At 26.2% G+C, this 9,364-nt stretch carries 9 protein-coding genes; 1 reads left to right on the forward strand and 8 read right to left on the reverse strand.

The window, feature by feature from the left end; all coding sequences use genetic code 11:
- Positions 1 to 339: 339 nt before the first annotated feature.
- The 8 genes from ptsP to uppS all read right to left on the reverse strand — a co-directional run bounded on the left by ptsP (position 340) and on the right by uppS (position 8,560).
- On the reverse strand, positions 340 to 2,055 hold the full coding sequence (ptsP, locus tag G3997_RS08385; protein WP_442971275.1) for a phosphoenolpyruvate--protein phosphotransferase: 1,716 nt from the start codon (positions 2,053 to 2,055) through the stop codon (positions 340 to 342).
- Between the two features lie 66 nt (positions 2,056 to 2,121).
- The gene (locus G3997_RS08390) at positions 2,122 to 2,382 is read right to left on the reverse strand and encodes an HPr family phosphocarrier protein (RefSeq protein WP_296645342.1); all 261 of its coding nucleotides are present in this window, start codon (positions 2,380 to 2,382) and stop codon (positions 2,122 to 2,124) included.
- A gap of 137 nt (positions 2,383 to 2,519) precedes the next feature.
- A complete protein-coding gene (locus G3997_RS08395) occupies positions 2,520 to 3,731 on the reverse strand; it encodes a patatin-like phospholipase family protein (protein ID WP_296645343.1) in 1,212 nt (403 codons plus the stop codon).
- 110 nt (positions 3,732 to 3,841) lie between these two features.
- Entirely contained in the window at positions 3,842 to 4,186 is a 345-nt protein-coding gene (locus tag G3997_RS08400) for a hypothetical protein (protein ID WP_296645344.1), read from the reverse strand.
- 56 nt (positions 4,187 to 4,242) lie between these two features.
- A complete protein-coding gene (locus G3997_RS08405) occupies positions 4,243 to 5,940 on the reverse strand; it encodes an Eco57I restriction-modification methylase domain-containing protein (protein WP_296645345.1) in 1,698 nt (565 codons plus the stop codon).
- A 48-nt stretch (positions 5,941 to 5,988) separates the two neighbouring features.
- The gene (locus G3997_RS08410; protein ID WP_296645346.1) at positions 5,989 to 6,894 is read right to left on the reverse strand and encodes a patatin-like phospholipase family protein; all 906 of its coding nucleotides are present in this window, start codon (positions 6,892 to 6,894) and stop codon (positions 5,989 to 5,991) included.
- Between the two features lie 109 nt (positions 6,895 to 7,003).
- Positions 7,004 to 7,804: an N-acetylmuramoyl-L-alanine amidase family protein gene (locus tag G3997_RS08415; protein WP_296645347.1), complete on the reverse strand. Its 801-nt coding sequence runs from the start codon at positions 7,802 to 7,804 to the stop codon at positions 7,004 to 7,006.
- Between the two features lie 111 nt (positions 7,805 to 7,915).
- The gene (gene uppS / locus G3997_RS08420) at positions 7,916 to 8,560 is read right to left on the reverse strand and encodes a polyprenyl diphosphate synthase (protein ID WP_296645348.1); all 645 of its coding nucleotides are present in this window, start codon (positions 8,558 to 8,560) and stop codon (positions 7,916 to 7,918) included.
- Positions 8,561 to 8,784: 224 nt separating this feature from the next.
- On the opposite strand from uppS, the gene G3997_RS08425 reads away from it, so the two are divergent.
- Positions 8,785 to 9,249, forward strand: coding sequence for a DUF4358 domain-containing protein (locus tag G3997_RS08425; protein WP_296645349.1), 465 nt, complete (start codon positions 8,785 to 8,787; stop codon positions 9,247 to 9,249).
- Positions 9,250 to 9,364: the final 115 nt, after the last annotated feature.

Here is a 9,364-nt window from a genome sequence, read left to right on the forward strand (position 1 = left end):
TGATACCACTCTTATTGACTTACTTTAAGTCCACTCATCTGTATATATGTCTCTATACAGTTCAATCTGATAACCGATTGATTCCTGCTAATCCTAATATATAAATTTCAGTTAACAGCTTATAGATGTTTTTCAATATAAACCTCGTACTGGACTTGCACCATCTCCAGCTTGATTGAACTATATTTTATATCTACTCTTTCAATATAAACTTTTAATCATTTATATAGTTAATGGTAAAATATTTATTTTTCGCTGTCAATTAATTTATTTTTGATAAAATTTAATATTTTAATTATATCAATAAAAAGCTTGAAGACATGATGTCTTCAAGCTTTTTTATATATTAAAAGTTTTATCAATGTATTCTTTTACTTCTTTTGCTGTTCCCATAGTTAAAACTTCTTCAGCAAATTTTTTCATATCTTCATAAGATAAAGAAGTTATTAACTTTCTAGCTGGAAGTATAGATATTGGACTCATAGAGAACTCATCTAGACCAAATCCTAATAGTATAGGTATCATTCTTTGATCTCCTGCAGATTCTCCACACATTCCAACCCATTTCCCTTCCTTATGAGCATTATCTATAACCATCTTTATAAGTCTAAGTACTGCTGGGTTGAATTGGTTATATAAATGACTTATTTTTTGATTCATTCTATCTACTGCACAAGTATATTGTATAAGGTCATTAGTTCCTATTGAAAAGAAATCTACATGTTTAGCTAATACATCTGATATAACTGCAGCTGATGGTATTTCTATCATCATACCAACTTCTACATCATTAGAGTATGCTATACCTTCATTGTCCATTTGTGCTAATACTTCTTTTATTATTTCTTTAGCTGATAGTAATTCTTCAAGTGATGATATCATAGGGAACATTATTCTTAATTTTCCATGTATACTTGCTCTATATAAAGCTCTTAGTTGAGTTTTAAATATATCTTTTCTATCTAAGCAAAGTCTTATAGCTCTGTATCCTAAGAATGGATTCATTTCAGGTTCCATTTCAAAATATGGAAGTTCCTTATCTCCACCTATATCTAATGTTCTTATAACTATAGGCTTATTATTCATTCCTTCAAGTACTGCTTTATAAGCTTCATACTGTTCTTCTTCACTGGGGAATCCATCTTCTTTATCCATATATAAGAATTCTGTTCTGTAAAGTCCAACACCTTCAGCATCGTTTTTTATAAGTCCTTCTACATCATTAGGGCTACCTATATTTCCTGCAAGTTCAACATGTCTACCATCAGTAGTTATTGATGCTTGTCCCTTTAATAATTCTAGTGATTTTCTATATTCTTCAAATTCYGATTTTAATGAAGCATATTTATCTTTAGTTTCTTCATCAGGATTAACTATAACTTCACCAGTATCTCCATTAAACACAATATAGTCTCCATCTTTAACTTTTTTAGTTATATCATTTAACCCAACTACAGCAGCTATTTCTAATGTTCTAGCCATTATAGCAGTATGAGAGGTTCTTCCACCTATATCAGTTAAGAAACCAAGTACCATACTTTTATTCATAGTCGCTGTATCTGATGGAGTTAAATCATGTGCTATTAATACAACTTCTTCATCAAGTCCTGCTAAATCAACTACTTTTATGCCTAATATATGTCTTAAAACTCTGTTTGTAACATCCTTTATATCTGCTGCTCTTTCTCTCATATACTCATTGTCCATAGATTCAAACATTGAAACAAACATTTCTTTTATTTCGTTTAGTGCATAATCTGCATTAACTTTTTCATCTTTTATTTTCGATATTGCAGAATCTATTAATTCAGGATCCTCTAATACTAATAAATGAGCTTCAAATATTTCAGCTTCATGCTCTCCAAGCTCAGATAAAGCCTTTTCCTTGACCTTAATTAATTCTTCTTTTGATATTTTTACTGCATCTTGTAGTTTTTGTATTTCTATATCTATATTATCGATAGTCTTTTTTTCAATAACTAATTCGCTATGTTCTATTACTAATGCCTTTCCTAAAGCTATCCCTGGAGATGCCCCTGTTCCTTTATACATAATACTCCTCCCAAATTAAATACATTAAATATATATTAATAAACCTCGGGTAAAACCGAGGTTAAATTATTATTCTCCAAATCCACCTTCTATTAACTCAACTAATGCATTAACTGCTGCAGCTTCATCTTCTCCATTAGCAACAACTGTTAATTCATCACCTTGACCTAATCCTAAACTCATTATACCCATTATAGATTTAGCATTTACAGTTTTTCCTTTTGCTATAACTTCTACTGTTGACTTAAATTCAGCAGCTTTCTTAACAAACATACCCGCTGGTCTAGCATGTAATCCACTTGTATTCTTTATACTTACATTTTTCTCCATTTCAAAACCTCCAAAATTTACTCTAAAGTATTTATTTGCTTTAATTAATCTAATTTTATTATACATTGCTTTGGATAAAATTTCTATAATTTTGTTGAATCTTAAATCCTAGATATCTACTATATTCCATATACTTTTTAAGATTGATTTGAAAAATCTTTTATTATATTATTCGTAGATAACTTTATTACTTTATTTTTTTGTATTGGCATTATAGTTTTAGTTTCATAAGATAAAACTATATTCTTATTTTCATTTATATTTTTATTTACAACATCGTAAAGTTTACGAAAATCATAAAGTTGAATTCTATTGATATTATTTTCTTCTAATTTTTTTTCATATATACAATAGAATAAATCTTTATATGAGAAATCTTTATCTAGTCCAAGATTTTCCCCAAGTTTCGGTATCAAAACTTCTAGTAAAGTTCTAAGATTTGGCTCTCTTTTTATGTTAAATAAATCTAAAAGATTTTCTATTGTTTCTTTTTTCATTCTTTTAAATTTTTCAAAACAATAATCTTCATCAAACATATAATCTACATTAAAGTAGTATTTATTTCCATCATATCTATCATATGCCTTCATAGCATCTAGATAGCCTAAATTTATGTTTTTTGAAACACTATCTTTATCTTTATTTAAAGATCCTCCTAGAGGTTCTGATGGAATTATTGTTTTTACATTTATATTTTGATGCTTATTTAAGTTTATTTTTCCTAAAAAATCATCTAATAGCCTTATAACAACTATATCCTTATACCCTTTTTGTTCTAAAAGTGATATAGGCATATTATCAAAAAACATTCCATCTAAAAAAAGTTTATCATCTATTTTATCTAATTTAAAAATAGGTAAACTTGAACTAGCTATTAAATAATCTACTAGCCTACCATTTGGTATATCCTCTATATATAAAGGATGTGGATTTATTTTTTTATCCCAGTAAACTGTAACAAGACCAAAGTCTTTATTTGATTTTCTTATAGCTTCTTCGTTTAATGTTTTTTCTATAAGTTCCTTAAGAGGAGTTATATCTATTCCATCATTTTTTCTAGCTTTATTTATAAGTTCTATAACAGTATTTATATTTTTTGCTGTAAAGTCCATATTTTTATATTTTTCATAAGTTTCTTCATCCATGTTAAAAAAATGAGTATAATCATATGTTAACCATATATCTTCCATTATTTCTATATCATTTTGAATTATATATGCACCATTTAATGCACCTATGGACGTTCCTGTTACTCCTTGAAATTCTATTCCTAAATCTCTTAATGCTTTATATGCTCCTATTTGGTAAGCACCTTTAGTGCCTCCACCCTCTAATACTAAACCTTTCATGAAATCACCTATTTAATAAAAAATTCGCTTCGCTCATATATCTAATGGATGTATTTGTACTACTTATACATCCCTAAGTATATATCTTTTATTTATAATTTAAAACTATACTATTTTATATCATTTATAGATTTTACAAACTTAGCTACTTTTGTAAACACCTTTTGTTCCATAGAACTTAATGCTACAGTATTCATTATATATCCTTTAGGATCTACCATATATATTTGTTTATATCCACCTTTGTATAATCCAATACAAACAGATTTTATATCACTATCATTTTCACATTCAAATTGAGAAGGTGTTACTACTAATTTATATTGTGATTTTTTCATACCTTTAGTCATTTGTCTATGTTTATTTAAAAATTCATTTGCTTCTTTAGTAGTTATATATCCACTTACATCTACATATACAGTTTTAGTAGCCTGGTCTATTCTTGTATTTATCATAAATATACCTCCCCTTTAATCTACATATATTATATGTTGGAAGTTTATATTTGTGATTATATATCAAGTGATGTTTTAATTAGATTATTTATTTTCACTTCTAAATCATCTATTTTTTTATCTCCACTTTTTAATCTAAGTAATATTTCTTTTGATAAGTTTTCTATTTCTGTATAATTCTCATCCTTAAATATCTTTATTTTCATTACTTTGTTAGGATAATAATCATATATATTTCTACTTATTTTTTTTGCATTTATTTTAAAATATTTATTGTATACTTCAGAATTAAGTATTCCTACTAAATACTCATGAGAAAATATATTTTCATACTCTTCTTTTATATAAAATGAGTATACATCAGCACTTGAAAAATTATTATTTTCATCTATAGCAAATCTATTATTATATGCTTTGTAAGGGTACATTATTTTTTTTCTTTCAAATAGAGACTTTTCTCTTCCCCATTGAAGTTCATACCACAATCTTATATTTTTTTTACATTCTCTTCTATTTAATAATTTTTCTTTATATTTTCCTATAAAATCATTTATTATAATTGGATAATCTAATTCATCTTTTATATCATTTGAATATATTAAGTTATATTCACTACTATCTATTATGTATTTTTGAATATGCTTATTTTTCACCCATGGTTTAAGCAGTTTATCTTCTATCGTATTTATATTTTTATCATTCTTATTTATGATAAATGCCTTATCGCATCCTGTTATTATACCTTGAAAGCTTGTACATATTTGTTCTAAGGAATATTTACAGTATTTTTCTATATTATCATAAAAATACTTATCTTTATCTTTTAGTATTATCCATTCTTTATTTATTTTATCTTTTTTTAATGTTAATTTTTCAAAATTATTGTTTTCTATGAGTTCTTCTATGGAATTAAATTTATTTATGTCTATGGTTTGATTCTTAATTCTAATTATATTTGTATTTTGTGATTGTCTTTCTTTTTTTAATGTAGATATGCAACTAGATATTCCTATATTTTCAAATACTTCACATCCTAAGAAATCTATAATTTCTAGTATATTAATATTATCATCTATATAGTGTCGTAAATCTTTTGCTGATGGACTTTCTAAAAAATATCTTGGCGTTATGATACTACAAACTCCATTTTCTTCTAAGTTATCTATAATTTTTTTAATAAAGCAATAATATAAATCTGATTTTCCTTTATAAACTTGTCTATATTCTTTTAATATATATTTTCTATAATCTTTATCTAAATTTTTATGTCCTATATAAGGTGGATTACCTATTATATAATCAAATTTATTATTAAAATTTATCTTTAGTGCATCTTCACAATATATATTAAATTTATCTACAGGTAAGTCTATATCTTTTTCTCTTAATCCATTCTTTAAAATATTTATTGCATCTATATCGATATCATAACCATATATACATTTAGATATTATATGGTTATGAATAGTATTATAATTTATATAATTATCTCCATACCTTTTCTTTAAATCATATATATTGCATTCTATTAAATCATATAAAACATCATATACTTCTAATAAAAAATTCCCACAACCACAGGATATATCTAATATCTTAGGTTCTGGATTTTTAAGTATATCATGATTTTTAATAGTTTTTTCTAGAATATAGTCTACTATAATTTTTGGTGTATAATATACACCATTTCTCTTTTTTATATTTATATCCAAACTTTCTTCGTATAGTTTAGATATAGCAAAAAAACTCCCCATATTTTCCCCCTAAATATGATAAATACTTTTCTACTTAATTATAGCATACTATATTTTGTTCCATTTATTATTTATCCAGTTTGTGCATTCTTTTATGTCATATTTATCAACTAACTCATTTAAATAATCAAGTTCTTTAACATCATCCATACCTACATCTTTATCCATTCTTGGATTTATTCTATAATAGTTATCATCTAAAAGCTTCTTAGAAAAAATTTGACTAACTTGAGAAATTCCTTCTAGTGTTACTGTAATTATAGGTAAATCAGGGTCTTTACTTGTTACCCAATCTATGGCACCCCATTTACTTGTATCTTCTTTTATACTATCGTAGCAATATCCCGTTCCAAATGATAATAACCTTATATCTTTTATTTTTTTTCCTAAGTCTTCATCTATAGCATATATTATACTTGCTAGACTAGGGTCTGTTGCAATTATCCCTCCATCTATGTGCGATTCATAACTTTGAAAAAATACAGGAGCTGCACTACTTGCCATAGCTACATCTATTACTCTAAAATCTTCAGTTGGTGAATTGGGAATATTGTTATAAAACATAGCCTTCCAAGAATTATATTTATCTCCTAGATAAAATGAAGGAATTATAACTAACTTACCTAAATCCTTTAATTTTAAATCTTCTGGAAATATACTAAGTAGTACTTCTTTTAAATGATCATTTTCATACTTAGGTCTTGAAATAATCGAATAAGATTTATCAAATATATACTCTATATTTTCTTTAGAATAGAAATTACTTATTTCTTCTGCACTTATTCCATATGCTAAACCTAATGCTATTAAACTACCTGTTGAAGTTCCACTTATCATATTAGCATTTTTTACAATATTAGGATTTAAAGTTTGAATTTTTTCTAGTAGATTTATGCTTAAAGCACCTCTGATTCCTCCACCATCAAAAGATATTATATTAAAAGTAGAATCCATTATAACTTCCTCCTATTTCATTCTACTTTTAATATATGTAAGACTTTAAAATAATTCTATTAAAATTATATTAAMTKGTATAAAAAAAGATGGGATATCCCATCTTTAACTAACTTGATTTTTGATCTAAATATGAAAGTATACCTTGTGCTATACCATCTGCTAAATTTTCTTGGTATTCTTTATCTTGTAATTTTTTAGCTTCTTCATTATTACTTAAAAATCCACATTCAATTAATACACTTGTCATTTTACTTTCTTCTAATACTTGGAATTTAGCAGTTTTTRCCCCTCTATCTCTTATATCTATATAGGATGTCACTGTTTTTTGTATTTGTTTTGCTAATTCAGAAGATCCATCTTCTCGTCCAGTTGTATAGTAAGTTTCAATCCCTGTTGCATCATTTCCACCAACTTGTCCATTTAAATGTATAGATACAAATAAATCTACATTTTGTTCATTTGCAAGTTTTGCTCTATCTCCTAGACTTATGTACTTATCTTCATTTCTTGATACTATAACTTGTATGTCATCTTGTTTTGTTAACTTTTTAGCTACTAATGCACCTATTTCTAATGTTAAATCTTTTTCAAATGTTGTTTTATCTTGTGCTATAGTTCCCTTATCATTGCCTCCATGTCCTGGATCTATTAATATTGTATATTTCTTTTTTATATTTTTATCTACTTCTGTAGGTAATGTTTCATATTCTATTTGTGGGCTTACTACAGTTGTTGTATTTTCTTTTTTAGGCATTATATTTTGTATTGCTAAAATAGCACCTTGCGTTAATTTAAATATTCCAAATAAAAATAATACAACTACTATAATTAATAATAATAACTTTTTCTTATTTATTTTTCTCTTACGTTTTAGTCTAACTACTCTTTTATTTTTTCTGCTCCCCATTTCATCGCCTTTCTAGATACTTATTATTCTTTAAAATTTATAAATTATATTTTAACATCCAAAAAGGCAAATTTCAACTTTTACAAAGCCTTATATACTACTAAAAATACATTATCCTCCTAGTGTAACATCTTGAGTGCTATACCAATTTAAAGCTTGTGATATATGACTTGTATCAAAGTCTGGCCAATATTCATCTAATACATAAAAGTCTGCATATATAGATTGAACAGGTAAAAATCCACTTAATCTTCTTCTACCTCCCCATCTAATAATTAAATCTAATCTTGATATATCAAAAGATTGTATATGATTTTGTATATTATTTTTATTTACGTTTTCTGCATCTGCCAAAGTATTCAAATCCCAATGCCATCCATAGTTTACTAGTAAATTTGCTTTTATTTGTCCTTCTTTTCCTTTTGTTCTTTCTGTAAATGGAAGTAATTCCTTTGGAAACATTGGAGATTTAGTATTACCTATAACTAAAAGAGATGCACCTTCATCATATAGTATATTCGCTGCCTTTATACATGCATCAGTAAATGCTTTAGTTTGTACTGAAGGTCTCTTTGTATTATCAGTTGTAAAACCATAAAATGTAATTTCTTCTACACCCATATCTCTACATGTTCTATATGCTAAAATACCTGGATCTAGTCCATTTTCATAACCTTTTTCTTTTGTCATACCATGATTTTGCGCCCATCTTCTATTTCCGTCAGGTATTATACCTACATGTTTAGGTATTCTCATAATTTCTCACCTCGTAACTAATTTTTATTATGATTATTCNNNATCTCGTAACTAATTTTTATTATGATTATTCACAATTTAGGAAATTATAGTCATTTTTCAATATATTTTCTTGATTTATAAATAGTTAAGATATTGTATCCTTTTTTAAGTTGCATTTTATTACAATAAATAGTAAAATCTATTTAAATATTACATATAAATATATCTTATAGGGGGATATTATGAAGAAATTAGTTGCTATAATTTCACTAGTTTTAACATTAGGACTTGTTGGTTGCTCATCTACACCAGAAGTTAAGGATGTGCCAGTTAGTGATATAAAAACTGCTATAAACAATGAAACACTTTTAACTATTCAGCCAGTTGCTGAAGTTGATGCAAAAGAATTCTATGTTTTTGAAAATATTAAAGATAATATAAAAGAAGGATTTGTTTTACAAGCTATGATAAATGTAAAGCTACAAGATGTATTCGTAGTTAAAACAGATGATGTTGAAAAAGTAAAACAAGCTATAGAAGATTACAAAACTAACAACTTAAGAATGTTTGCTGATGGATATGGTGGTGAAGATAATGCAACATCTGTTGCTGATTCTAAACTTGAAAGCGTAGGAGATTATGTTTATTTCATAGCTGCTCCTAATGCTAATGACATTGAAGCAAAAATCCTAGAAATGATTAAATAAATTTTAAATTACAAGAGGCTGTCTCAATATATAAGTAACTAATAAAATACACTTAGATATTTTGTATCTAAGAATAAGTATTAAGTTCATATTGAGACACCTTTTTTAATTACTA

It is taken from the genome of Romboutsia sp. 13368, assembly GCF_018336475.1.
Classification (GTDB): Bacteria; Bacillota; Clostridia; order Peptostreptococcales; family Peptostreptococcaceae; genus Romboutsia.